19 protein-coding genes are annotated in these 23765 nt (G+C 70.5%); 12 read left to right on the top strand and 7 right to left on the bottom strand.

What is annotated here, in order from left to right:
* Positions 1-70 precede the first annotated feature (70 nt).
* Complete coding sequence (locus ACH34W_RS24695) at positions 71-466, bottom strand: VOC family protein (RefSeq protein WP_395963382.1); 396 nt, start codon at positions 464-466, stop codon at positions 71-73.
* A gap of 260 nt (positions 467-726) precedes the next feature.
* Between ACH34W_RS24695 and ACH34W_RS24690 the strand changes: the two genes are divergently transcribed.
* Positions 727-3822, top strand: coding sequence for a M14 family zinc carboxypeptidase (locus ACH34W_RS24690; RefSeq protein ID WP_395963381.1), 3096 nt, complete (start codon positions 727-729; stop codon positions 3820-3822).
* 71 nt (positions 3823-3893) lie between these two features.
* Here the strand turns inward: ACH34W_RS24690 and ACH34W_RS24685 are convergent, their stop codons facing one another.
* From ACH34W_RS24685 to ACH34W_RS24670, 4 genes are all read right to left on the bottom strand, one after another.
* On the bottom strand, positions 3894-4610 hold the full coding sequence (locus ACH34W_RS24685; protein WP_395963380.1) for a helix-turn-helix transcriptional regulator: 717 nt from the start codon (positions 4608-4610) through the stop codon (positions 3894-3896).
* A gap of 32 nt (positions 4611-4642) precedes the next feature.
* Positions 4643-5641 (bottom strand): alpha/beta fold hydrolase, encoded by a 999-nt coding sequence (locus tag ACH34W_RS24680; protein WP_395963379.1) that lies wholly within the window; start codon positions 5639-5641, stop codon positions 4643-4645.
* A 108-nt stretch (positions 5642-5749) separates the two neighbouring features.
* Positions 5750-7699, bottom strand: a complete 1950-nt coding sequence (locus ACH34W_RS24675) for a PhoX family protein (RefSeq protein WP_395963378.1) — start codon at positions 7697-7699, stop codon at positions 5750-5752.
* Positions 7700-7931: 232 nt separating this feature from the next.
* The gene (locus tag ACH34W_RS24670; RefSeq protein ID WP_395963377.1) at positions 7932-8957 is read right to left on the bottom strand and encodes a PHP domain-containing protein; all 1026 of its coding nucleotides are present in this window, start codon (positions 8955-8957) and stop codon (positions 7932-7934) included.
* An 82-nt stretch (positions 8958-9039) separates the two neighbouring features.
* Here ACH34W_RS24670 and ACH34W_RS24665 point away from each other — a divergent pair, with 82 nt between their 5' ends.
* The 10 genes from ACH34W_RS24665 to ACH34W_RS24620 all read left to right on the top strand — a co-directional run bounded on the left by ACH34W_RS24665 (position 9040) and on the right by ACH34W_RS24620 (position 19831).
* Entirely contained in the window at positions 9040-10368 is a 1329-nt protein-coding gene (locus ACH34W_RS24665; RefSeq protein ID WP_395963376.1) for a sensor histidine kinase, read from the top strand.
* 46 nt (positions 10369-10414) lie between these two features.
* The gene (locus ACH34W_RS24660; protein WP_395963375.1) at positions 10415-11122 is read left to right on the top strand and encodes a response regulator; all 708 of its coding nucleotides are present in this window, start codon (positions 10415-10417) and stop codon (positions 11120-11122) included.
* Between the two features lie 161 nt (positions 11123-11283).
* Complete coding sequence (locus tag ACH34W_RS24655; protein WP_395963374.1) at positions 11284-12267, top strand: alpha/beta hydrolase; 984 nt, start codon at positions 11284-11286, stop codon at positions 12265-12267.
* Entirely contained in the window at positions 12245-13441 is a 1197-nt protein-coding gene (locus tag ACH34W_RS24650; protein WP_395963373.1) for an acyltransferase, read from the top strand. Before ACH34W_RS24655 ends, ACH34W_RS24650 begins: the two co-directional genes overlap by 23 nt.
* Positions 13442-13618: 177 nt before the next feature.
* Positions 13619-14761, top strand: a complete 1143-nt coding sequence (locus tag ACH34W_RS24645) for an alpha/beta hydrolase (RefSeq protein WP_395963372.1) — start codon at positions 13619-13621, stop codon at positions 14759-14761.
* Positions 14762-14954: 193 nt separating this feature from the next.
* Positions 14955-16136, top strand: a complete 1182-nt coding sequence (locus ACH34W_RS24640) for a PucR family transcriptional regulator (protein ID WP_395963371.1) — start codon at positions 14955-14957, stop codon at positions 16134-16136.
* Positions 16137-16256: 120 nt separating this feature from the next.
* Positions 16257-17180 carry an ACP S-malonyltransferase gene (locus ACH34W_RS24635; protein ID WP_395963370.1) on the top strand — a complete coding sequence of 308 codons (924 nt, stop codon included), beginning with the start codon at positions 16257-16259 and terminating at the stop codon, positions 17178-17180.
* On the top strand, positions 17177-18160 hold the full coding sequence (locus tag ACH34W_RS24630) for a beta-ketoacyl-ACP synthase III (protein ID WP_395963369.1): 984 nt from the start codon (positions 17177-17179) through the stop codon (positions 18158-18160). The genes ACH34W_RS24635 and ACH34W_RS24630 overlap by 4 nt, the downstream gene beginning before the upstream one ends.
* Positions 18161-18207: 47 nt before the next feature.
* Positions 18208-18459 (top strand): acyl carrier protein, encoded by a 252-nt coding sequence (locus ACH34W_RS24625; RefSeq protein WP_151563511.1) that lies wholly within the window; start codon positions 18208-18210, stop codon positions 18457-18459.
* 76 nt (positions 18460-18535) lie between these two features.
* A complete protein-coding gene (locus tag ACH34W_RS24620; RefSeq protein ID WP_395963368.1) occupies positions 18536-19831 on the top strand; it encodes a beta-ketoacyl-[acyl-carrier-protein] synthase family protein in 1296 nt (431 codons plus the stop codon).
* A gap of 260 nt (positions 19832-20091) precedes the next feature.
* On the opposite strand, the gene ACH34W_RS24615 is transcribed toward ACH34W_RS24620, so the two are convergent.
* Both ACH34W_RS24615 and lnt read right to left on the bottom strand, forming a co-directional pair.
* On the bottom strand, positions 20092-20586 hold the full coding sequence (locus ACH34W_RS24615; protein ID WP_395963367.1) for a DUF3145 domain-containing protein: 495 nt from the start codon (positions 20584-20586) through the stop codon (positions 20092-20094).
* A 309-nt stretch (positions 20587-20895) separates the two neighbouring features.
* Positions 20896-22332: an apolipoprotein N-acyltransferase gene (lnt, locus tag ACH34W_RS24610; protein WP_395963366.1), complete on the bottom strand. Its 1437-nt coding sequence runs from the start codon at positions 22330-22332 to the stop codon at positions 20896-20898.
* Between the two features lie 190 nt (positions 22333-22522).
* Between lnt and ACH34W_RS24605 the strand changes: the two genes are divergently transcribed.
* Positions 22523-23704, top strand: coding sequence for a S8 family peptidase (locus tag ACH34W_RS24605; protein ID WP_395963365.1), 1182 nt, complete (start codon positions 22523-22525; stop codon positions 23702-23704).
* Positions 23705-23765: the final 61 nt, after the last annotated feature.

The raw sequence follows: 23765 nt of genomic DNA, 5'->3' as shown, positions 1-23765 counted from the left end.
TGGAGCCTTGAAGCCCGTGGGGGCCTCCACGCCACGTGGAGGCCCCATGACGTGCCCTGACCAATTCTGGTCAGGCGGGCGGCAGCGGAGGTGTGAAGACGCCGAACCGATTGCCCGACGGATCGACCACGTACGCGAACTTCAGGCCGGAACCGGTCGTGGCCATGGGCCGTACGACCTTGCCGCCGAGGCGCTCGGTGCGTTCGCACATGGCCGCCACATCCTCGACGAGCACCAGGAACAGCGCCTGGTCGTCGGTGCCCTCGATGTACGCGTCCGTGCCGCCGTAGGCCAGACCGCCGCTCGGGCGGTCGTCGCCCGGGTAGCTGATCAGGTCATATCCGTCGTCGTCCGGGTCGATCTGGAACCGCCAGCCGAACAGCTCGCCGTAGAAGCGCCGGGCGTCCTCGGGCGCCGCGGCCCCCACCTGGAACCACGCGACGGTATTGAACGTGGGAACTGTCATTGGTCTCCTCCACAACGGATGACTTGGCCGTTTGCAGGACCAGCGTCCAGCGCCGTCGCGACAACCCCCTGTCGGTGTTTCTGTCAACGTCTGGCAACGATGCGAACCCCCACCCCAAAGCTGGCAAATCTGAACAAACCTCAGATAAGGCATTGACCACTCTTACCGACTCGTGGACGCTGACCTCACTCTGAGGAGATCTACGTGCGCCCCCGCTCGGCCAACGACTCCTCAATCCCCTTGAGTGCCATGGAGGCGCAATGAGGCGCAGAGTCACCTCATTCTTCGCCGCGTTGACCCTCGGAGCCGGATTGGTGGCGGCCTCGCCCGCCACCGCCGCGCCCGGGGGTCCGACGCGTGCCAATGACCGGATGGAGGTGTTCACCGGTCAGCTGACGGTGGACCACGTCAAGAAACTCCGTGAACTCGGGCTCGACCACGAGGACATCGCCATGGGCAAGGCCCAGGGCGGCAAGCTCCCGGTCGAGGTCGCGATGAGCCGCGCGCAGGGCCAGGCCCTGCAAGCCAAGGGCGTGCCACTCCAGGTAAAGAAGGTGAAGGGCAAGAGCGCGAGCGAACGTTCCAGGACGCTCGCCGCCCAGGGCAACGTGTTCCGCCCGTACTCGGGAGCCGGCAACCTCCGCGAGGAGATCGTCAAGGCGGCGGCGGACCACCCGAACATCGCCCGGGCCGTGGACATCGGCAAGTCCCTCAAGGGGCAGCCGATCACCGCGGTGCGGGTCACCAAGGGCGCCCGCACCTACCCGACGAGCGGCAGCCGCCCCTCGGTGGTCTTCCAGGCGGCCCAGCACGCCCGTGAGTGGATCACACCGGAGCAGGTGCGCCGGACGATGCACCACTTCCTGAACAGCTACGGCACGGACGCCGAGATCACCAAGCTCGTCAACACGACCGACATCTGGTTCATCCCGGTCATCAACGTCGACGGCTACGACCTCACGTTCAACCCCGACTACCGGATGTGGCGCAAGAACGTCCGCGACAACGACGGCGACGGTCAGATCACCACCGCCGACGGCGTGGACCCCAACCGCAACTTCCCCTACAAGTGGGGCTACGACAACGAGGGCTCCTCGCCGCAGCGCGACAGCCAGACCTACCGCGGCACCGGCCCGGGCTCCGAGCCGGAGACCAAGGTGCAGGACGCCTTCATCCGCAAGCTCAAGCCCAAGCTGCTGGTCAACTACCACTCGGCCGCCGAGCTGCTGCTCTACGGCGTCGGCTGGCAGCAGCAGACGCCGAGCCCGGACGACAAGGTCTTCGAGGCACTGCTCGGTGACGACGAGCACCCGGCGGTGCCCGGCTACGACCCCGACCTCGGGGCCGAGCTCTACATCACCAACGGCGACACCGACGGCCACATGGGCGAGCGCCACGGCGTGCTGGCCTACACGCCCGAGATGTCGACCTGCCAGACGATCAGCGCCATCGACCCGGACGACCAGTGGAAGCCCGAGGAATGCGCCAGCGTCTTCCACTTCCCGGACGACGAGAAGCTGATCCAGCAGGAGTACCTCAAGAACCTCCCGCTGGCGATCGCGACGGCCAAGTCCTCGCACAGCCCCGACAAGCCGGTGTCCGTGGTCGGCAAGACCACGCCGGACCTGGTCGCCGACGCGTTCGAGGTCTCGCACGGCCGCACCCAGCCGGTGGCGGTCACGGCCCGCAAGTCCCTCAAGGGGCTCAGCCTGCGCTACAGCGTGAACGGCGGCCGCACCGTGAACACCTCCGTCCGCGAGTGGAAGGGCGGCGAACGGTACGGCGACGAAGGCCGTCACTACTTCGGCGAGTACCGCGGCAAGGTGCGCGGCACCAAGGCCGGTGACAAGGTCGAGGTCTGGTTCGAGGCGCGCAACAAGGACAAGAAGGTGAGCAGCCAGAAGTTCACCTACACGGTCGCCTCGGACATCGGCGGCAAGGTGCTGGTGCTCGCAGCCGAAGACGTCACGGGCGCCAGCCCGGCCCAGGGCGTCACCCAGGCCAAGTACACCGGCGCCTACGCCTCCTCGTTGACGGCGGCGGGCTACAGCTCCGACGTCTACGACATCGACAAGAACGGCCGCAAGGCGCCGCACCACCTCGGTGTGCTCAGCCACTACAAGGCGGTCGTCTGGGAGACCGGAGACGACATCATCCCGCGGTCGACCGGCCAGCCTGGCGGTACCGCGGCCAAGCTCGGCTTCGACCTGGAGCTCAGCGTCCGCGACTACGTCAACGAGGGCGGCAAGCTGCTGCTCACCGGCAAGTACGCGGGCTTCGCGCAGGGCGCCGACGGTTCGTACTTCTACGAGCCGGACTCCCCGGCCCAACCGGAGTGCACCACGCCGAGCGACCCGCCGTGCCTGCCGATGTTCAACGACTTCCTGCAGTACTACCTCGGTGCCTACAGCTACATCAGCGACGGCGGCACCGGGCAGGACGGCAAGCCGTACCCGGTCAAGGGTGTGGACGGGAAGTTCAACGGCTTCGCGGCCCCGCTCAACGGCGGCGACTCGGCGAACAACCAGGACCACACCGGGTCGTTCCTGAGCACGTCGAGCTTCCTGCCGAAGAAGGAGTTCCCGCAGTTCGCCACCAGCGCCCCGATCAAGTGGGACCGTCCGGGCGGCGCACCGTACGACCCGCGCACCGGCTCCTGGTACGTCTACAGCGGCCAGGCCGACGTGTCGTACAAGCGGCTCACCCGCACGGTCGACCTGACCGGCAAGACCGACGGGAAGCTCACCTTCCAATCCTCCTACGAGACCGAGCCGAACTGGGACTACATGTTCGTCGAGGCCCACACCGAGGGGCAGGACGACTGGACGACACTTCCGGACGCCAACGGCAACACCCAGCAGGGCACGGGTGACAGCTGCGCCTCAGGCTGGCGTGCGATCCACCCGCACCTGAACCACTACCAGGGTCAGGACTGCTCGGCGACCGGCACCACCGGCGCCTGGCACGCCGCCAGCGGCAAGTCCAACGGCTACAAGGAATGGTCGATCGACCTGACGCCCTACGCGGGCAAGAAGGTCGAGATCTCCATCTCCTACGTCAGCGACTGGGGCACCCAGGGCCTCGGCGTGTTCCTCGACGACGCGAAGATCACCGCGGGTGGCGCGACGCTCGCGGAGACCTCCTTCGAGTCCGACCTCGGCGGCTGGACCGTCGCGGGACCGCCCACGGGTTCGGCCCCGGCCTCCAACGACTGGGCCCGCAGCCAGCAGGCCTTCGAGGAGGGTGCCGGCGTCACCACCAAGGACACCGTCTACGTCGGCTTCGGCGCAGAGGGCATGTCCACCGAGGCCCGCAACGACTTCGTGAAGAGGGCGATGCGACACCTCCTCGGCTGATCTGACAGCGTCCGCGAACCCTGCGGACAACGCGGCCCGCCCGGCACCCCGCCGGGCGGGCCGCACCGCGTTCAGACGAAGTCGAGGGCTCTCACGATGACGTTGGGCGGGTCGTCGGTGACGTCTTCGAAGCGGCGTTCGGGGGCCGTCTCCTCCAAGAGCGCGGCGCGGCGGACACGGTCGATGCGGAAGACGCGGGCGTCGCCGCGCAGGCGGCACCAGCCGATCAGGTACCAGGCGTTGGTGCCGCCGGTGAACGCCACCGGCTCGACGTCGCGTTCGGTCTCGGTGCCGTCCTTGTCGATGTAGGCCAGCCGCACCACGCGCCGGGCGGACACCGCCTCCTCCAGGACCGCGGGGACCCGCTCTCTCTGGCCGGCGGGCCCGTCGTCCTCCAGCGGCGCGAGCAGGCGGATGCGCCCGGCGAGCTCGCGCGCGGACGCGCCGTCCGCCGCCGACATGGCCGCGACGATCTTTTGCAGGGCGGTCCGGGCGGAGCGCGAGAACGGCGAGCCCTCCGCACGGCTCAGAGTGATCGCGACGGCCACCGCCTCGGCGGGCGTGAAATTGAGCGGCGGCAGCGTGCGGCTCTTGTCGAGCGTGTAGCCGCCGGCCCGCCCCACGTCGGCATAGATCGGCACGCCGCCCTGCTGGAGGGCGGAGATGTCCCGTTCGATCGTGCGGACGCTCACCTCGAACCGCGCCGCGAGCGCACGCGCGCTGACCCGGCGCGGGGCGCAGGCCCGCAGATGCTCCACCAAGGCGTACAGGCGGTCGGTCCGATTCACCCCGCGACCGTACGCCGGGGGTCTGACATTCCTCAGAGCGAGCGCAGGAAGCCGATCAGGGCCTCGTTCACCTCGGTCGGGCGTTCCTGCTGGGTCCAGTGACCGCAGCCCGGCAGCCAGATGGTCTCGCGCAGGTTGGGCACGAAGTCCGACATCCGATCGATCCTCTCCCGCGTGCCCGGCCCGGCCACCACCGTGTCGCGGTCCCCGACGATGTAAAGCGCGGGCGGCGTGACGGGCACGCGATGCCAGGCGGCGGTGAGCTCCCAGTTGCGGTCGAGGTTGCGGTACCAGTTGATCGGGCCGCTGAAGCCCGTCCCCTCGTATTCGCGGACGAACGTGGCGACGTCCTCGGCGGTCAGCCAGTCCGGGTACTCCTCTGGCTCCGGGCACACGTCGAGGAAGCCGCCGCCCGCCGGGACGATCGGGGCGGCGGCCGGCCCGTCGCCGGACGCCGCGTACAACATCCGCCGGAACGTCGCGGCGGGGGCGCGTTCGAACTCGGCCTCGGGCACGTCCGGCTGCTGGAAATGGACCATGTAGAAGCCATCGCCGAACTGCTTGCGCATGGTCGCGACCGGCGGCTTCGACCCGCGCGGCCGGTGCGGCACGGACAGGCACGCCACGCCCCGTACGAGATCAGGCCGGAGCTGCGCCGTGGCCCAGGCCACCGGGGCACCCCAGTCGTGGCCGATGACAAAGGCCTGTTGCGAGATTACCGAAGATTGCTCAGCGATTACCGAAGATTGCTCAGCGCCCAGCGCCTCGATGAGGCCGACGGCGTCGCCCACCAGGTGCAGGAGCGAGTACTTGTCGACCTCCTCGGGGCCACCGGTACGGGCGTAGCCGCGCTGGTCGGGCGCGACGGCGTGGAAACCCGCCTCCGCGAGGGCGGTCAGCTGGTGGCGCCACGAATACCAGCACTCGGGGAAGCCGTGCAGCAGCAGGACCAGCGGCCCCTCACCGGCCTCCGCGACATGCATCCGCAGGCCGCTGGTGGACTCGACGAACCGGTGGGTGATCTCGGTCATCCGCGCCGTCCTTCCGTGCTGATCGGGACGGTGCCGACGCTACCCGGACCGGTCAACGAACCGCGGGCCGGGAGGCTGACGCTGCCCGGCCCGCAGGGAACGCGGATGTCAGGTGCCGATGACCCCGCCGTCCTTCTTGCGGATCACGACGGTGGCGGCGCGGGGGCGGCCCTGGGGGTCGTAATCCGGCCAGTTGCTGACCACCCGCGGGTTCTCGGGAGTCGGCGTGCCCCACGCGGCCGTGGCCTCGCCGGGGTGCTGGACGTTGATGAACAACGACCGCTGGTCGGGCGAGATCGTCCAGCCGGTGATCTCCGCGCCGCGCGGGCCGACGAGGAAGCGCCGGATCTCGCCCGTCTTCGGGTCGGAGGCGAGCATCATGTTGTTGCCGATGTTGTCGTAGCCCTTGCTGGCCAGATTCTGCGACGAGTTGGAGATGTCGGTCTGGATCCACAGCCGGCCGGACCGGTCGAAGCCGATGCCGTCCGGGGAGCCGTGGATGTTGTCGGGGCCCAGCTTGACCGTCGGGTCATACTTGGGGTCGCCGGCGAGGTCGAAGATGTCCCACGTGAACGTCAGCGCGGTGTTGTCGCCGTGCTTCTCGCGCCACCGCACGATGGAGCCGTACGGGTTGGGCTTGCGCGGGTTGACCTTGCCGCCATTGCCCGCGCCGTTGGTCAGCGTGAGGTAGACGTCCTTGTTGTGCGGGTGCACCGCGACCCATTCGGGGCGGTCGAGCTTGGTGGCGCCCACGGCGTCGGCGGCGGTACGGGTACGGATCAGGACGTCGGCCTGGTCCTTCCAGCCGTTCGCCGCAGTCAGCGGGCCCTTGCCGAAGACGAGGGGCAGCCAGGTGCCGGTGCCGTCGTCGTTGAACTTGGCGACGTAGAGCGTGCCGTGGTCCAGCGGGCTCTTGCGGCGCGCGCGCAGGCGGCGCCAGGGCTCGCTGCTCACGAACTTGTAGACGTACTCGCCGTCCTGGTCATCACCGGTGTAGACGACGACGCGGCCGCGGGACTCGGTGACGGTGGCGCTCTCGTGCTTCACACGGCCCAGCGCGGTGCGCTTCACCGGAGTGCTCTTCGGGTCGAACGGGTCGATCTCGACGACCCAGCCGAACCGGTTGGCCTCCTTGGGGTTGGCCGCGATGTCGAAGCGCGGGTCGGCCTTGTGCCAGTTGTACGGCGCGCTGCTCGCCTGCACGCCATAGCGCTTCTGCTCGGTGTCCGGCGCCCATCCGGCCTTGTCGGTGCCGAAGTAGCTGTTCCAGTTCTCCTCGCAGGTGACGTACGTCCCCCACGGGGTGTAGCCGCTGGAGCAGTTGTTGAGCGTGCCCCGGACCGGGCCGCTGGCGGCCAGCTCGGGGTGGTTGCCCTTGACCGGGCCGGAGAACGTCATCGGGGTGTTGCCGTGGATGCGCCGGTTGTACTTGGAGTCGCGCAGCCGCCAGCCGCCCTTGTGGCGGGAGACCTTCACGACGCTGACGCCGTGCCCGTGGAGTCCCTTGTCGACCTTTTCCTTGGTGACGGTCGCGTTGCCGTCCTTGTAGAGCAGCGTGGTGTCGACGTACTCGTGGTTGAGGACGAGCAGACCCTGGTCACCACCGCGCGACATCGGGAAGTAGTGCATGCCGTCGTGGTGCATGCCGATCTGCTGCGCCTGCTCGGCCGCGGTGTTGGACGCGTCCTTCTTCCAGGCGGGGCCGCCGGCGCGGATCGGGGTGCCCCACGGGATCAGCACCTGGGCGGTGTAGCCCTCCGGCACCGTCAGCGTGTCGGCGGCGCTGGGCGGCACCGCCTTGAAGCGCAGCAGCCCGCGTCCCCGGCCCGACGAGCCGGCGGCCGCCACGGCCTCGCGGCTCGCACCGCCGGTGGCCTGCGCGACGCCCGCCACGGCACCGGTGCCGAGGAATCCGGCCGCGGCCACCATCCCTCCGGTGCGCAACACCCCGCGGCGGGACAACCGCCGCTCCACGACGTCCTGGAACGCCTCGTTCCCCGAAGGGTTCGAGCTCTGGTCGTCGGGGTCTACAGGGGAGCCGGCGAATGCTTCGGACATGGCATGACCTCGTTCAGACGTTCTCGCGGTACGGCGGTCGCCGGACCGAACAGCCGACAGTGTGCCGAGGGAAGACCGTCCACCGAGAGACACACAGATGAATAATCAGGCAATTCACCCAAGCAACCAACGGCGCTCAGCCCTCGTTCACCTGTTGTTCGCCGTACGTCCAACTACCCGCCGACCGTTCAGCCACCCGCCGCATGGGCAGTGCGCTCGTCGAATTGTCGGATTATTTGCCGCGCGTCCAGCTCAGGAGGTCGTCGACAGGGAGAGTGTTGACGATCTGGTCGGGGCGCACGGCGCAGCGGGCGGCGCGGTCACAGCCGAACGGCTGCCAGTCGAGCTGGCCGGGCGCGTGGGCGTCCGAGTCGATCGAGAAACGGCAGCCGGCCTCGACCGCGAGGCGCAGCAGCCGCTTGGGCGGATCGAGCCGCTCCGGCCGCGAGTTGATCTCTACGGCGACGTCGTACGCGGCGCACGCGTCGAAGACGAGCGCGGCCTCGAACTCCGACTCCGGCCGGAGCCCACCCCGTTTGCCGCCCGCCTTCACGATCCGGCCCGTGCAGTGCCCGAGCACGTTCACCCGCGGGTTGGCGATCGCCGCGACCATGCGCTTGGTCATGCCGACCTTGTCCATGCGCAGCTTGGAGTGCACGCTCGCCACGACGACGTCAAGGCGGTCGAGGAGCTCGTCCTCCTGGTCGAGCGAGCCGTCCTCAAGGATGTCGACCTCGATGCCGGTGAGGATCCGGAACGGCGCGAGCTCCTCGTTCAGCTCCGCCACCACGTCCAGCTGATGGCGGAGGCGGTCCGCCGACAGGCCGTTGGCCACCGTCAGCCGGGGCGAGTGGTCAGTGAGCGCGATGTACTCGTGCCCCAGCGAACGAGCCGTCTCGGCCATCTCGCGGATGGGCGAACCACCGTCGGACCAGTCGCTGTGCGTGTGGAGATCACCCCTGAGCGCCGAACGCAGTACGGCCGCCGCCTCGTCGACCGGCTCTCCCTCAGTGGCTTCCAACCGCCGCAGATAGACCGGCACGTCGCCGCGCAGCGACTCCTCGATCACCAGCGCGGTGACCTTGCCGATGCCGGGCAGCCCGGTCAGCGTGCCGTTGCGGGCGTGCCCGGCCAGCTCGTCCGGTGGCATCTGCTCCACCAGGTCGGCGGCTTTGCGGAAGGCGCGTACGCGGTAGGTCGGCTCATGTGCGCGTTCGAGGAAGAACGCGATCCGGCGCAGGGCTTCAACGGGCTCCACGATCGAGACCGTACCCAGGTATGACACCCGTGTCGCACCAGGGTGTCATCCGGGCGATCCGGCGGCCCAATAGCCTGGCCATATGACCAGCGACGACACCCAGGACCGCGGCGCGGGCGACACGTTCCGGCTGCTGTACCTCCCGTTCGTCGCCGCCGCGTTCACCGGCAGGGCCGGCCCTGCCCCGTCCGAGCAGCCGTGGCCGCTCGGGCTTCGGTGGACCAGGCGCATCGGGATCGGGCGGCTGCGGTTCGGCCTGGTCATGCAGCTCGTTGACCTGGGCATCGCGATCGCGATCTTCTTCGGCTCGTACTCGGTGCTCACGAACGAGTCGCACAGGGTGGACCAGGAGTACTCCAACCCTCTGCTCTTCTTCCTCATCGCTCTCAGCGCCGCCCTGCCGCTGGCGCTTCGGCAACGCCATCCGCTGGGCGCCTGGCGGATCATCGCGGTGGGGATCCTCTTCGGCACACCTCAGGTCGAGCGCTGGATGACCACGCCGTTCCTCCCGGGCGCCGCCATCGCCGCGATCCTGATCCTCTACTCGGTGGCCGTGCGCTGCGAACGCCACATCACGATCGGCGTCAGCGGGATCTCCATCCTCGGCACCTGGATCCTGGCCTCGTCGAACGCGGGTGGCGCCAGCGTGGTGATCCTGCTGCCGGTGCTGGCCGGATTCGTCGTCCGGCAGCGTGTGGTGAGCCGCCAGGAGCTGCAGGAACGCGAGGAGGCCGCCCAGCGCGAGCTGGCCGAGCAGGAGCGCCGCCACCAGGCCACCGAGGCGGTGCTGACCGAACGCCAGCGCATCGCCCGGGAGCTGCACGACGTCGTGGCCCACCACATGTCCATGATCGCCATCCAGGCGGAGGCCGCGCCGTACAAGGTCACCGAACTGCCCGCCGAGACCCGCCAGGACCTGTCGGAGATACGGGCGACCGCCCTCGACGCGCTGACCGAGCTGCGCCGCATCCTGGGCGTTCTCCGGCAGGAGGACGGCGCTGAGACCGCGCCGCAGCCCAGCCTCGACCGGATGGACGAGCTCGTGGCCGGCGCGCGCGGCGCCGGGCTGAGCGTGACGTTCACCGAGACCGGCGACCGGCGGCACGTGCCACCGGGCTACGAGCTGACCATCTACCGGATCGTCCAGGAGGCGCTCAGCAACGCGATGCGGCACGCGCCCGGGTCCACGGTGGTGGTCGCGATCGACTTCGCCGCGGAGGCGCTGCGGGTGAGCGTGGTGAACGAGCCGCCGCCGGGCAGCCGCAGGCCGCAGGAGCCGCCGCCCGGCGGCGGGCACGGTCTGGTCGGGATGCGCGAGCGGGCTGCCATGCTGGGCGGCGAGCTCACCGCCGGCCCGACGCTGGCCGGGGGGTTCGAGGTGGATGCGACACTGCCCACCAGGCGGCAATAGGCGCATTAGGCGGCAGGCGCACGAGGCGGCGGGAGAAGGGGTACACGTGAGCATCAAGGTCGTGATCGTCGACGACCAGGGCATGGTGCGCACCGGCTTCGGCGTGCTCCTGAACGCCCAGCCCGACATCGAGGTCGTCGGTGAGGCGGTGAACGGCGAAGAGGGCCTGCGCCGGATCGACGAGCTGCGCCCGGACGTCGTCCTCATGGACGTGCGGATGCCCGTCATGGACGGGCTGGAGGCGACGCGGCGCCTGCTGTCGGCGGAGGGCGGGGGCACAAGCCAGGGCGGGGGCACAAGCCAGGGCGAGGGCGAGCCGCTGCCCAAGGTCCTCATGCTGACCACGTTCGACCTGGACGACTACGTGTACGAGGCGTTGCGCGCGGGGGCAAGCGGGTTCCTGCTGAAGGACGCCTCGGCCACGGAGCTGTCCGACGCCGTCCGGGTCGTGGCCGCGGGCGACGCGCTGCTGTCGCCCTCGATCACCAAGCGGCTGATCGCGGAGTTCTCGCGGCTCGGCGCGCCCCGGCAGCCCGCCCGCAAGCAGCTGGACGCTCTCACCGAGCGGGAGACCGAGGTGCTGGCCCTGGTCGCCCGCGGCCTGTCCAATGGCGAGATCGCGGCCGAGCTGGTGGTCGCGGAGCAGACCGTCAAGACCCACTTCGGCCGCATCCTGATGAAGCTCGGCCTCCGCGACCGGCCCCAGGCGATCGTCTACGCGTACGAAGTCGGCCTCGTCACGCCCGGGTCGTAGCCGGGGTCGTTGCCCGCGCCGTAGCCCGGGTCGTCGGTAGCACTCGTCACACCGGGGTCGTACGCGCGAAGACGGCTCCCTGGGTTGATCTGCGTTACAACGTCCCCTTCCTACCTTCCTGATCAGTGGGAGACACCCGCTGAACAGGAAGGACGTGGAGAATGGGCCGTTCGACCCGCCAGGACAGATCCACGCGCAGGATCCTGCTCGTCGCCCTGGCGATCCTGACGGCGTCGACGCTGACCAGCGGCGCGAGCAGGCCCGAGCCGTACGCGGCGCCCCACGCGGCCGTGCACCTCTCCCGGCCGAATCTCGAGGCTCGCTACCACGCCGTTCTCAAGGACACCGGCGAGGCGCTCACCACCGCGCGAAGGCTCGGCGACGAGGAGCGGGTCCGCGTTCTGTCGGCCTTCCTCGGCTCTGGCCGCCGCTTTCTCTCGTTCGACGGGCGCGGCGCAGGCAAGGCCGTCGAAGTCCACGGCGACCTCGCGCGCGCCGACAGGATCGCGGTCGTCGTACCCGGCGCGGACGGCGAGCTGGACACCTACGACAGCTGGAAGTTCGTTGGCGGCGGCGCCAAGGCTCTCTATGAGCAGATGCGCAGGGACGTCCCGGGCGAGCGCATCGCCGTGGTCGCCTGGCTTGGCTACGACTCGCCGTCCACGCTCAGCCCGGTCGTCCTCACCAGCGGCCGGGCCGCCTCCGCCGCCCGCGGGCTACGCCGGTTCCTCGACGAGCTGCACGGCGTGAATCCCGCCGCCCGGTACTCGCTGCTGGCCCACAGCTACGGCTCGGTCATCGTCGGCAAGGCCGCCGCGAAGGGCGGGCTGGCGGTGGACGAGATCGCCCTCTTCGGCAGCCCCGGCACCTCCCTCGACTCGGTCGCCGACATGCGGACACGGGCACGGGTCTGGGCCGGCCGCGCGGCCGGCGACTGGACGGAGTACGTGCCGAAGGTCGAGTTCGCGGGCCTGGGGTTCGGCGAGGACCCGACGGACGCGAGGTTCGGCGCGGTCCGCTTCGACGCCGGCGGCGGCACGCACAGCGAGTACCTCAAGCCCGGCAGCCCCTCCCTCCGCAACCTCGCGCTCATCGCCCTCGGCCAGAACCCGGAGGCCTGCCATGCTCGGCACCAGGGCGCGTAACCCGCACCCCGCTGCCACCAGCCCTGCTGCGGGGCGGGGGGTCGTGGCGCGGATCAACGCCGCCACTCCGCCCAACCGCGATCGTGCCGTGGACGCTCTTCGGGCGTTCGCCATTCTCGGTGTGATCCTCGGGCACTGGCTCGTCACGGCGTTCGTGCCGAGCGGGAACGGGCAGCTGGCCGTGACCAGTCCGCTCGCGTCCATGCCCGCGTTCGCCCCGGTGTCGTGGGTGCTCCAGACGTTGGCGATCTTCTTCCTGGTCGGGGGCTACACGGCGGCGAAGGGGCACCGGGCCGGCGAAGCGTACCTGCCCTGGCTGAAGCGCCGGATGGCGCGGCTGCTCCGGCCCGTACCGGTGCTCCTCCTCGCCTGGGTCCCGGCCACGGCGGCGCTGTGGTGGGCCGGATACGAGCCGGAGACGCTGCGGTCGCTGGTCAAGCTGGTGCTGAGCCCGCTGTGGTTCCTGGCGGTGTACGGCGCGCTGACCGCGCTCACTCCGCTGATCACGGCGGCCTGGCGGCGCCTGGGCGTCTGGGGCGCCGCGATCCCGGTGGCCGTCACCGCCGCGATCGACACGGTCAGATTCGACTGGGCCGGATTCGACTGGGCCACGTTCGGGCTGGACGGCCCGGCCTGGCTCGGCTGGGCGACCGTGATCACCGGTTGGGCCGTCCCGTTCTACCTGGGCGTCGCGTGGGCGAACGGGAAGCTGGGCTCCCGCCGGACCGCCGTGGGCCTGCTGGCCGGAGGCGCGGGCGCCACCGCGGGCCTGATCATGTACGCGGGGTATCCGGCGAGCATGGTCGGGGTGCCGGGCGCCGCAGTCTCCAACCTCAACCCGCCGACCCTGGCCGCGGTGGCCTTCGGCGTCGCCCAGGTCGGGCTGGCCCTGCTGCTGCGGCAGCCGCTGGCGCGCTGGATGGAACGGCCCCGGGCGTGGGCGGGAGTGGCTCTGGCGAACCTCTCAGCCATGACGGTGTTCCTCTGGCACCAGACGGCGTTGATGACGATCACGGTCGGCGCCGCCCTTGCCGCCGGGACGCTGCCCGGGCTGCACTCCGCGCCCGACACTCCGGCGTGGCTCCTGGCCCGGCTGCCGTGGCTGCTCGCCTTCGCCGCCGCCCTGGCGGGGTTCTGGGCACTCGCCCACAGGTTCGAACGAGGCCGGTCGTGACACTGGTCGGGACAGATGAACGGCTGGGATCTTGATCCCAACTTCGGGGCCTTCTCGTACATCAAACGAGGAAGCCCCAAATGCCTTGCTCGTACGGCGCCGGGGTCGATCCGGGACACGCACGCCGACCCCTGGGTGCGCGGAGCATAAGCCGCCATCCGGTAGAAACGACGGACCATGCCGCCTCGTACGACCGCCCCTCGCGGAATTCTGCTGGAGGGCGACCTCCAGACGCCCGCGACCTCGCCTTCACACCTCGCCTCGCAGCGGCGTGCGCAGTCGAAGGGTGCACACTCCAAACGTGCACAGCCCAAGCACGCACGGCCCAAGCGTGCACGACGGCTCAGGCGTGCTCTGGCCTGCGCCGTCACCATCACCGGTGTCCTGCTGACGACCGCGGGCACCGGCCATGCCGACCCGTACGCGGCTCCGCCGGCGGTGCCCTCGATGGCGCCTTCGACCCTGGACGCGCGGTTCGACATCGAGCGGCAAGCGATCGAGCAGGCATTGGAGACCGCCCACTCCGTGGGCGACAGGGAGCGGGCCAAGGCTCTCGGGGCCCTTCTGCAGCCGGGCCGGAGATTCCTCTATTTTGATCCGCGCGGCCGAGGCCGCGCCATCGAGGTCGTCGGGGACCTCACCCGTGCCCGCCGGGTGGCGGTGGTGGTCCCGGGCGCCGACTCCACCCTGTCCGACTTCGATTCCAAGTCCGGCAAGCCGTGGTCGGCCCCCGGCGGCGGGGCCCGCGCGGTCTACGAGCACGCACGCAAGATCAATCCAGAGCCCGGGCTGGCCGTGGTCGCCTGGCTGGGATACGCCGCGCCCCGGACGTTCAGCAGCGATGTGCTCACCGATGAGCGGGCGGGGCAGGGTGCCGCCGAGCTCAGAACGTTCCTCGCCGGGCTCAACCGGGTCAATCGCACGGCCAAGGTCGGCCTGCTGTGCCACAGCTACGGCTCTGTGGTCTGCGGCCGCGCGGCCATGGCCGGGGCGGGACCGGCCCGCGAAGGCTGGCGGCAGGTGACCGACATCGCCCTGTTCGGCAGCCCCGGAACGACCGCCTGGTCGGCCGGCCGGCTCAGCCGCACCGCCCGGATCTGGGCGGGACGCGGCGCCACCGACTGGATGGAGGACGTGCCGCACGTCCGCATCTTCGGCCTCGGGCTGGGCCCCGATCCGGTCTCGGCCCGCTTCGGCGCGCGTGTCTTCGACGCCGGAGGCGGCGGTCACAGCGACTATCTGGCTCCGGATTCGCGTTCGCTGAGCAACCTCACGTACATCGCGATGGGCGATCCCGCCCACGTCACCAAGCCGGCCTGACCCCGTTCAGCGATGTGGCTCCTGGGCTGAAAGCGATGCAGCCTTGCGGGCTGAAAATGCTCACCTGGTGAGCATGGAAACCTGCTGCTGCGGGCACTTTTTCGTCTCCGAGTGAGCCTCGTTCTGGTGGTCAGAACGCCGAAGGCTGTGGTGGCGGGCCGGAATAGGCCCGGGATAGTGGCACTCTAAGGGTGTGGACAACGCGAGCGACGCCGCCATCCGGCAGAAGACCACCGGGCGGCTCGAAAAGGCCATGGGCACGTTCGGCACGGCCGCCCTGGCCAGCATGGAGGAGCAGCTGCCCTGGTTCCGGCGCATGCCGGCCGACCAGCGCTCCTGGATCGGACTGGTGGCCCAGGCGGGCATCGCCGCGTTCGTCGAGTGGTTCAAAAGCGCCGAGGAGTCCCGGCCCGCGATCGCCGGTGAGGTGTTCGGCACCGCGCCGCGCGAGCTGCTGCGTTCGATCAAGCTGAAGCACACCATCGACATGGTCCGGGTCATCATCGACGTGGTGGAGACCCGGCTCGACGACCTCGCCGCCCCCGGCGGCGAGGCCCAGTTGCGCGAGGCGATCCTGCGCTACACCCGGGAGGTCGCGTTCGGCGCCGCCCAGGTCTACGCGCAGGCCGCCGAGACCCGTGCCGCCTGGGACGCGCGCCTGGAGGCGCTGGTCGTCAACGCGGTGCTGCGCGGCGAGGTCGACGACGGCATGCACTCGTGGGCGGCCGCGCTGGGCTGGACCTCCAAGCCGGTGACGGTGATCGCCGGGTTCACCCCCGAGGACGAGGAGCCCGAGGTCATCATCGACCAGATGCAGCTGGCCGCGCGGCGCGCCCGTGTGGACGTGCTCGCCGGGGTCCAGGGCCACCGGGTGATCGTGATCGTGGGCGGCGCCGAGGATCCGCTGGAGGCGGCCCGTCCCGTCGCCGCCAAGTGCGGGCCCGGGCCGGTCGTCGTCGGGCCGCCCGTCGACGACCTCTATGACTCGACCACTTCGGCGCGCGCCGCGCTGGCCGGGCTGCGAGCGGCGGCCGGGTGGCCGGACGCGCCGCGGCCCGTGCTGGCCGCCGAGCTGCTGCCCGAACGGGCCCTCGATGGTGATGAGGAGGCCCGGGGCTACCTCATCGAGCACGTGTACGACCCGATGTGCGCGGCCGGTGCTCCCCTGCTGGACACCCTCGCGACGTACCTGGAACAGGGTTCCTCGCTGGAGGCGACCGCCCGGCTGCTGTTCGTTCACCCCAACACCGTGCGTTACCGGTTGAGGCGCGTCACCGAGCTGACCGGGCTCGCCCCGACGGACGGCCGGAACGCCTTCACGCTCAGGATCGCGCTGGTGCTCGGCAGGTTCGGGACCCGTCCAGCCAGGACATGAGACCCGGTCCGACACGATGTCCCGTATTTCCGCCTTGTAGGTGTCGTACAAACCCCTGCGACGAAAGTTCGTGCTGATCCGCATCGGCACGACCGGCCCGCAGCGGGCAGGCTGGGGTCTGTGATTCTCCTCGCATCGCCCGGCCAGGGCGCCCAGACCCCCGGCTTCCTTCAGCCATGGCTAGAGGTACCCGGTGTCGCCGACCGCCTGGCATGGTGGTCCGCCGTCACCGGACTGGACCTGGTGCGCTACGGCACGACGGCCGACGCCGAGGAGATCCGTGACACCGCCGTGGCCCAGCCGCTGCTGGTCGCCGCCGCGCTCGCCGCCTACGAGACGCTCTACCCCGGCGCCGCGCGGCCCGACGCGGTCGCGGGCCACAGCGTCGGCGAGCTGGCCGCCGCGGCGATCGCCGGCGTGCTCTCCCCGGAGACCGCGCTGGTGCTCGTCCGCGAACGGGGCCGCGCCATGGCCGAGGCCGCCGCGGTCACCGAGACCGGCATGACGGCGGTGCTCGGCGGCGACACCGACGAGGTGCTCGCCGCGATCGACAAGCACGGCCTCACCCCCGCCAACGTCAACGGCGCCGGCCAGGTCGTGGCCGCCGGCACGAAGGCACAGCTCGAGGACTTCGCGAGTGAGCCGCCACCGAAGGCGCGGCTGCGGACGCTGTCGGTCGCCGGCGCGTTCCACACCGAGCACATGGCCCCCGCCGTCGACACGCTGCGCCGGCTCGCACCGGGCGCGCCGGTGGCCGACCCCGCGACCACGCTGCTGTCCAACCGCGATGGCGCGGTCGTCGGCTCCGGCCGGGAGTACCTCGGCCGCCTCGTCGAGCAGGTCAGCGCCCCGGTGCGCTGGGACGCCTGCATGGCCACCATGCGGGAGCTGGGCGTCACCGCGATCATCGAACTGCCGCCCGCCGGCACCCTGGTCGGGCTCGCCAAGCGCGAGCTCAAGGACGCCGGTGTGGCAACACTTGCCCTGAAGACTCCTGAGGACCTCGACAAGGCCCGTGACCTGATCGAGGCGCACACCTCATGACGACACCGACTCCGCGGGCACGGCTGCGCGTGCCGAACGTCGCTCCGGGTGCCCGGATTCTCTCGTTCGGCGACTACCAGCCGTCCAAGGTCGTCACCAACGACGACCTGGCCAAGACCGTCGACACCAACGACGAATGGATCCGCAGCCGCGTCGGCATCGCCGAGCGGCGCATCGCCGGCGACGACGAGTCGCTCGTCGACATGGCCGTGCACGCGGGCGGCAAGGCGCTGGCCGGTAGTGGTCTCGACCCCGAGGACATCGACCTCGTCATCGTCGCCACGGCGTCACACGACGTGCCCATGCCGAACGTGTCGGCGCCCACCGCGCACCGGCTCGGCATCCACTCGCCCGGCGCGTTCGACCTCAACGCCGCCTGCTCGGGCTTCTGTTACGCACTGGCCACCGCCAGCGCCGCGGTCCGCGGCGGCAGCGCCCGCAACGTGCTGGTGATCGGTGCCGAGAAGACCTCGCAGTGGATCGACTGGACCGACCGTTCGACCTGCATCATCTTCGCCGACGGCGCGGGCGCGGCCGTCGTGACCGGCAGCGACGAGCCCGGCATCGGACCGGTCGTGTGGGGCAGTGCCGGCGACCAGTCCGAGAAGATCTCCATCGCCGACCGCAACTCCTTCATCACCCAGGAGGGCCAGGCGGTGTTCCGGTGGGCGACCACCGCGATCGCTCCGGTCGCGCTCGAGGCGTGCGAGCGCGCGGGCATCACGCCCGCCGACCTCGGCGCGATCGTGCCGCACCAGGCCAACCTGCGCATCATCGACTCGATCGCGCGCAAGGTGGGCGCGAGCAACGCCGTGGTGGCGGACGACATCGTCACCTCCGGCAACACCATGGCGGCCTCGATCCCGCTCGCCCTGGCCCACATGATCGAACGCGGTGACGTCCGGTCCGGAGACCCTGCCCTGTTGATCGGGTTCGGCGCCGGCCTGGCCTACGCTGCCCAAGTCATCCAGATCCCGTAGGCGCCGATCGTCCTGCGCTGGACCAATCAAGGAGGAGAAGGCACAACATGGCACAAGCCACCGAGCAGCAGATCCTGGACGGCCTCGCCGAGATCATCGACGAGATCGTCGGCATCGACAAGGACGAGGTGACGCCGGAGAAGAACTTCATCGACGATCTCGACATCGACTCGCTGTCGATGGTAGAGATCGCGGTGGCCGCGCAGGACAAGTTCGGCGTCGAGATCCCGGACGACGAGCTTCGCAACCTCAAGACGGTCAAGGACGTCATCAACTTCGTCCAGAACCTGCAGGCCTGACGATGCCGGGGTGCGGCGCGCCACCGGCATCGCTGCGGCGCGCCGCTTTCCAACCCCCAGTTTGCGAGGAGCACTGATGAGCACGAGCCAGACCACAGTCGTCGTCACCGGCATGGGTGCCACGACACCTCTCGGTGGAGACCTGCCGTCGACCTGGTCCGCGCTGCTCGCCGGCAAGTCCGGGGTGCGCAAGCTCGACTGGGAGAACGTCGACCAGCTTCCGGTGCGGTTCGCGGCCACGCTCGCGGTGGACCCGTCCGAGGTCATGCCCAAGCAGGCGCTGCGCCGGTTGGACCGCTGCCAGGCGATCGCGCTGATCGCGGCGAAGGAGGCCTGGGCGAACGCCGGTCTCAAGCCGCGCACCAAGAAGGGCTACGAAGACGACGCCGAGGGATTCGAGATCGCCGACGGCGACCGGCTCGGCGTGGTCGTCTCCACCGGCATCGGCGGCCTGCACTCGGCCCTCACCAGCTATGAGGTCGAGAAGGAGAAGGGCTGGACCCGGGTCTCGCCGTTCACCGTCCCCATGCTGATGCCGAACGGCTCGGCCGGGCACGTCGGCATCGAGTACGGCGCGATGGCCGGCTCGCACGGCATGGTCAGCGCCTGCGCCTCCTCCGCCGAGGCCGTCGGCTACGCCATCGACATGATCCGCAACGGCCGCGCCGACATCGTGATCTGCGGCGGCACCGAGGCGTGCATCCACCCGCTGCAGATGGCCTCGTTCGGCGCCATGCGCGCGATGTCGACCCGTAACGACGAGCCCGAGCGCGCGTCCCGCCCGTACGACAAGAACCGCGACGGCTTCGTCCTCGGCGAGGGCTCCGCCGTGATGATCCTGGAGTCCGAGGAGCACGCCCGCGCCCGCGGCGCCACGATCCACGGCATCGCCTCCGGCTGCGGCTACTCCGGCGACGCCTACGACATCGTGCTGCCCGACCCGTCGGGCACCGGCCAGGCCAAGGCCATGCGCCGCGCTTTGGACAACGCCGGCCTCAAGCCCGAGGACATCGCGCACGTCAACGCGCACGCCACCTCCACGCCCGCCGGCGACGTCGCCGAGCTGGCCTCCATCAAGGCCGCGCTGGGCCCCGAGGTCAGCGCCAAGCTGCTCGTGACCGGCACCAAGTCGATGACCGGCCACCTCCTGGGCGGCGCCGGCGCCCTCGAGTCGGTCTTCACGATCCTGGCACTGCGGGAAGGTCTCGTGCCCCCCACTGCCAACCTCGAAGACATCGACGACGAAGTGGACCTCGACATCGTGCACGGCGAACCCCGCCCGCTGCCCAACGGCCCCCTCGCCGCCCTCAACAACTCCTTCGGCTTCGGCGGCCACAACGTCTCCGTCGTGTTCCAGCGTTGGGTTGACTAATTCCCTTGCAACAACGCCGTCCCCGAGCCTGACGGCTCGGGGACGGTGTTGTTTGGTTTGTGGCGGCGGTGGGGGGACTAGCTCAGCCGGGGGGGTAGGACCACGCCACGACCTCAACCGGCGCGAGCGCGTCCGAAGGTCTGACGCCGGGGCGAGCCGCAGGCGAAGCTCCGGCGGAAGATCGCGAAGCGATGCAGCGCTCGCCTTGAGCTTGGTTGCGGGTGAGCCGCTAGGCGAATCCGCAGGCCAAGATCAAAAAATTACACAGCTGCGTGCAGCCAGCGGACGGGGGCGCCGTCGCCGGCTCGGCGGAAGGGTTCGAGCTCGTTGTCCCAAGGGGTGCCCAGGAGGCGGTCGAGCTCGTGCTCCAGGGTGGTCTTGCCGACCGCCGCGTTCGCCATGACGGCGCGGAGGCGGTCTTCGGGGACCATGATGTCGCCGTTGGCGCCGATCACTCCGGTGTAGACGCCCAAGGACGGTGTGAAGCTGTAGCGCACGCCGTCGCAGCCGGGCGTCGGATCCTCGGTGACTTCGAAACGCAGCAGTTTCCAATTCCGTAGCGCGGAGGTGATGCCGGCCGCGGTGCCCGCGGCCGCCTCCCAGTGGAGCTCCGCGCGCAGGGTGCCCGGGGCGGCGGGCTGGTCGGCCCATTCAAGAGAACAGGGCACACCAAGAACACCTGCGGCGGCCCACTCGACATGCGGGCTCAGCGCAGGTGGCGCGGAGTGGACGTAGAAAACGCCACGTGCGGTCACCGGACCTCCTGGATCTGTACTGAGGCTCGTCTTCCCCTACGGCCTCGTACGTCCCAGGACGGCGTCCGCGTCCCTCATTGTGCATCATCCGAACGTGACGCACCACCGCACGGCCACTGTTTGCCGATCGATTGATGCGAGAGGTTCGCCACTCGGGAGAGGGCACGCAAAAAAGCGACGACCCCGCTCGCATCCGCAGAGCCCCCGCAGCGGTTCCTGCGAGCGGTGGTCAGGTGGCCGTCGCAATGACGAAGTTACGGATCGGCGCGTCCCATGGGACAGGGACTCCGGTCCTTGACTCTTCAGGATTCAACGGAAGCGCCGCCGGGCGCCGAGAAGGACTGCGGTCAGGGTCACGGCGAGCGCGAGGTACGGGACATAGTCGCCGTGGCGGTCGTAGGGCGTGCGGCTCGACTGGGGCGGGACGCCGAGCGTGATGACCAGTGAGCCGCGGCGGTCGGTGTCCATCCAGGCGAGGCGGCGGCCGCGGGCGTCGAACGCGGCGGAGACGCCGGTCAGCGCGGCCTGCACGGTGGGGCGGCCGGTCTCGGCGGCGCGGACGGCGGCGAGGGCGGCGTGCTGGGGCGGGGCCCAGCTCTCCTGGAACGATGAGGTCGCCGACTGGTAGACGATCACCTGGGCGCCTCGTTCCACGACGGCACGGCCCAGGTCGGGGAACGCGGACTCGAAGCACACGAGGGGCCCGATCGTCACGTCGTCGGTGCGCATGACGCGGGCCCCCGTTCCGGGGACGCGGTTCTCGGCCGCGGCGGCGCTTATCCGGCTGAGCCAGCCGATGGCGTCGCGGAACGGGATGTACTCGCCGAACGGGACCAGCCGCGTCTTCACATACCGGTCCTGGACGCCCGTCGGGCCGATCAGGATCGAGCTCTTGGAGATCCGGCCCGTCGCGTCGCGGGCGTCCTCGTTCACAAGGACGTGCCCGCGGGTCGTGAGAGCGGTGAGCCGGGCGGTCAGGTCCGGCCGGCGGACGAGGTCGTAGCCGACGCTGCTCTCGCCCCACACGATCAGGTCGGCGGGAGGGAGCGCCGCTGTGATCCGTTCACTGGCGGCGAACCGTTCGTCGCGGTCGTGCACGACTCCGGGTTGGACCAGCGCGACGGTGAGAGTGCGGCCGGCGGGCGGCTCGCTCGTCAGCGCGTACGAGGCGGGGCCGACGACCAGGATGGCCAGCGCGGCAGCGATCAGGCGTGCACGCAGCCTTGGTGCGACGACGGCGAGCAGGAGGGCGGTGTTGAACGCGACGATCGCGAACGAGATCAGCCAGACGCCGCCGAGCGCCGCGAGGCTCAACATCGGCGGGTATCGCCACTGGCTCGCCCCGAGGAGCGCCCATGGGCCGCCGAGGCGGGGCCAGGAGCGGAGGAGTTCGATGACCAGCCAGGTGCTCGGGACGACGATCAGCGCGGCGAGTGGGTGGGCGGGAACGAGCCATCGGATCGCCACGCCCCAGACCGCCCACGGCAGGCCGAAGACAATCGCCAGGAGGAGCAGGCCGGGTCCGATGTTCGGCAGCGTCCAGTAGAGCGCGGCGAGCAGGAATCCCGCACCGAACCACCAGCCGCGCCATGCCGCCTCACGCACGGTCGGGGCAGACCGGATCAGCAACATCCCCGGGACGAGCACGATCCACGCCAGCCAGCCGAGGCCGGGCTTGGGAAAGGCCAGCAGCGGCGCGGCACCGGCGAGCAGGCTCGCCCCGCGTTCCAGCGTGAGGGCTCCCACCAGGGCCGTCGTCCGTGCTCCCGGGTCTCGGATCGCCGGCCACCGGGACGCCCCGCGTCCGATCACTTCTCCAGTAACGCACCGATCTCCCGCATTCCGCTACTGCCATATGCACCAAGCCCGGTTACGCGGCGGCGCGGGCGGGCACTATGGGCGCTGGAGCGGTCACGGTATGTGAAGGCGGGTACCGATGTTCGATCAAGAGGCACGGCTCGAACGGCTGCTGGCACGGCATCGCGACGTGGCGATGGTCGAGCCGCTCACCGGCCGCCCGGCGCTGATCCGGCGCGACCAGATCCTCGTCGCCGGTCATGACGCGCCCGCCGCCGAGGATCTCGTCCGGCGGTGGTACGACTCGCGGCAGGAGGAGGACGGCGTCACCCGGCTGCGCCTGCGTTCACCCGCGAAAGTCGATGTCTGCGAGCTGGCCGCGCAGCTCGGCGGTGACGGACGGCACCGCCGGCTGACCGTCTCCCCCAACCATCTCGTGTACGGCCAGCCGCTCTGGTGGAGCGGACCCGCCGACCTGCCCCGCCCGGCCGCGCCGCTCCCGACCCCGCAAGCCGAGCCAGGGCGAGCCGGCGTGCGGCGCCGGGAAGTCACGGTGGCCGTCCTGGACACCGGGTTGTCGCCGCACCCCTGGTACGAGGGGACGGGCTGGTACGCGGAGCAGCGGGACGAGGTGGCCGAGGTCCTGGACGCCGACCTCGACTTCGAGCTCGACTCTCAGGCCGGGCACGGCACGTTCATCGCGGGTGTCCTGCTCCAGCACGCGCCCACCGCCCGCATCCGCGCCCGGCGTGTGCTCGGCGGGGACGGAGTGGGCGACGAGGTCGACGTCATCCGAGCGCTGTCATGGCTGGCGTCCTGGGGGCAGGCCGACGTCGTCAACCTTTCGCTCGGCTGCCACACGTTCGACGACCGACCCTCGCCCGTCCTGTCACGGGCCATCGCGGCGCTCGGCCGCCGGACGGTCGTCGTCGCGTGCGCGGGCAACGCGGCGAGCGACCGCCCGTTCTGGCCGGCCGCGCTCAAGTCCGTGATCGCGGTCGCGGCCCTCGACGCGGCGCACCGGGATCGTGCGTGGTTCTCCAACTACGGCTGGTGGGTGGACGCCTGCGCGCCGGGCGTGGACATCCTCAGCACCTACGTGCGCTTCGACGGAACGCGGCCACGGGTGAACGGGATCGACCCCGACGCGTTCGAGGGGTTCGCCCGGTGGAGCGGCACGTCGTTCGCCGCCCCCGCCGTGGCGGGCCGGATCGCGGGGCTCGCCGCCGGAGGCCTGGCCGCCGTCGAGGCCGCCGACCGCGTGCTCGATCCGGCCGCGGCGCTTACCCTTCCAGACCTCGGCGTAATCATCAGGTCTTGAGCACAGCACGGCGGCGAAGCGATAACCGCGCGTGTCTCCGCACCGGCGGCACCCCGGCGCA

This window comes from Actinomadura sp. 6N118 (genome assembly GCF_044326415.1).
Taxonomy (GTDB): domain Bacteria; phylum Actinomycetota; class Actinomycetes; order Streptosporangiales; family Streptosporangiaceae; genus Spirillospora.
The sequence above is the reverse complement of the archived record's forward strand: the minus strand, read 5'-3'. Positions and strand labels throughout refer to the sequence as shown.

Bases quoted from the DNA above. Each gene is read 5' to 3' on its own strand.
- ACH34W_RS24650 (WP_395963373.1), top strand. From the start codon at position 12,245: ATGCTCGGCACCAGGGCGCGTAACCCGCACCCCGCTGCCACCAGCCCT.
- ACH34W_RS24620 (WP_395963368.1), top strand. From the start codon at position 18,536: ATGAGCACGAGCCAGACCACAGTCGTCGTCACCGGCATGGGTGCCACG.
- ACH34W_RS24645 (WP_395963372.1), top strand. From the start codon at position 13,619: ATGCCGCCTCGTACGACCGCCCCTCGCGGAATTCTGCTGGAGGGCGAC.
- ACH34W_RS24675 (WP_395963378.1), bottom strand. From the start codon at position 7,699: ATGTCCGAAGCATTCGCCGGCTCCCCTGTAGACCCCGACGACCAGAGC.
- ACH34W_RS24690 (WP_395963381.1), top strand. From the start codon at position 727: ATGAGGCGCAGAGTCACCTCATTCTTCGCCGCGTTGACCCTCGGAGCC.
- ACH34W_RS24630 (WP_395963369.1), top strand. From the start codon at position 17,177: ATGACGACACCGACTCCGCGGGCACGGCTGCGCGTGCCGAACGTCGCT.
- ACH34W_RS24655 (WP_395963374.1), top strand. From the start codon at position 11,284: ATGGGCCGTTCGACCCGCCAGGACAGATCCACGCGCAGGATCCTGCTC.
- ACH34W_RS24625 (WP_151563511.1), top strand. From the start codon at position 18,208: ATGGCACAAGCCACCGAGCAGCAGATCCTGGACGGCCTCGCCGAGATC.
- ACH34W_RS24680 (WP_395963379.1), bottom strand. From the start codon at position 5,641: ATGACCGAGATCACCCACCGGTTCGTCGAGTCCACCAGCGGCCTGCGG.
- ACH34W_RS24695 (WP_395963382.1), bottom strand. From the start codon at position 466: ATGACAGTTCCCACGTTCAATACCGTCGCGTGGTTCCAGGTGGGGGCC.
- ACH34W_RS24605 (WP_395963365.1), top strand. From the start codon at position 22,523: ATGTTCGATCAAGAGGCACGGCTCGAACGGCTGCTGGCACGGCATCGC.
- ACH34W_RS24665 (WP_395963376.1), top strand. From the start codon at position 9,040: ATGACCAGCGACGACACCCAGGACCGCGGCGCGGGCGACACGTTCCGG.